This is a genomic window from Pseudomonas sp. Sample_9 (assembly GCF_004307535.1).
GTDB classification, from domain to species: domain Bacteria; phylum Pseudomonadota; class Gammaproteobacteria; order Pseudomonadales; family Pseudomonadaceae; genus Aquipseudomonas; species Aquipseudomonas mercuritolerans.
Genome location: NZ_RAZO01000225.1, coordinates 1 through 665, shown reverse-complemented (window position 1 = coordinate 665; position 665 = coordinate 1). Strand labels below are relative to the sequence as shown.

General features: G+C 63.8%; 1 protein-coding gene. It reads left to right on the top strand.

Features of this window, described 5'->3' with window-relative positions:
* Window positions 1-665 (top strand): flagellar hook-length control protein FliK (locus D6877_RS12890; protein ID WP_178083675.1); only part of this gene is annotated, 665 nt, incomplete at both ends.

Sequence of the window (665 nt, the reverse complement as noted above, 5' to 3'; positions counted from 1 at the left end):
ATGGTCAAAGATCCGGCGGCCACCGACAGCGAATTTGATCCGACAGCCGACCCGCTCGATTCGCTGCCGGCCGTGCGCATGGCGATGGAGCAGGGCGGGCATATTTCTGCCGCCAGTCAGGCGCAGCCGAAAGCCTCGCCTGCTCAGGCTCAGGCCGATGGCGAGTTGACCGCCGCGCAGAACTTCGCCGCCGGCATGGCCAGCATGCTCGACGTGCAGGCCGACAAGGACAGCACCAGTCAGGGCGGCGAAAAAGCTTTCAGCGGGCTGATCGACGATGGTCTGAAGGATCTGAAATCCGTCACCAGTGACACCCGCGTCGATGACTTCGCCAACCGTCTGGCGGCACTGACCCAGGCCGCTACGCCGAAAACCGCCAATGCGCTGCCGGTGAATCAGCCGATCGCCATGCACCAGAGCGGCTGGACCGAAGAAGTGGTCAACCGCGTCATGTACCTCTCCAGCGTCAATCTGAAGGCCGCCGACATTCAGTTGCAGCCGGCGGAGCTGGGGCGCCTGGATATCCGCGTGAACATGGTTCCCGATCAGCAGACCCAGGTCACCTTCATGAGCGCGCACCCGAGCGTGCGTGAAGCGCTCGACAGCCAGATGCACCGCCTGCGCGACATGTTCAACCAGCAGGGCATGGGCCAGGTCGACGTCAA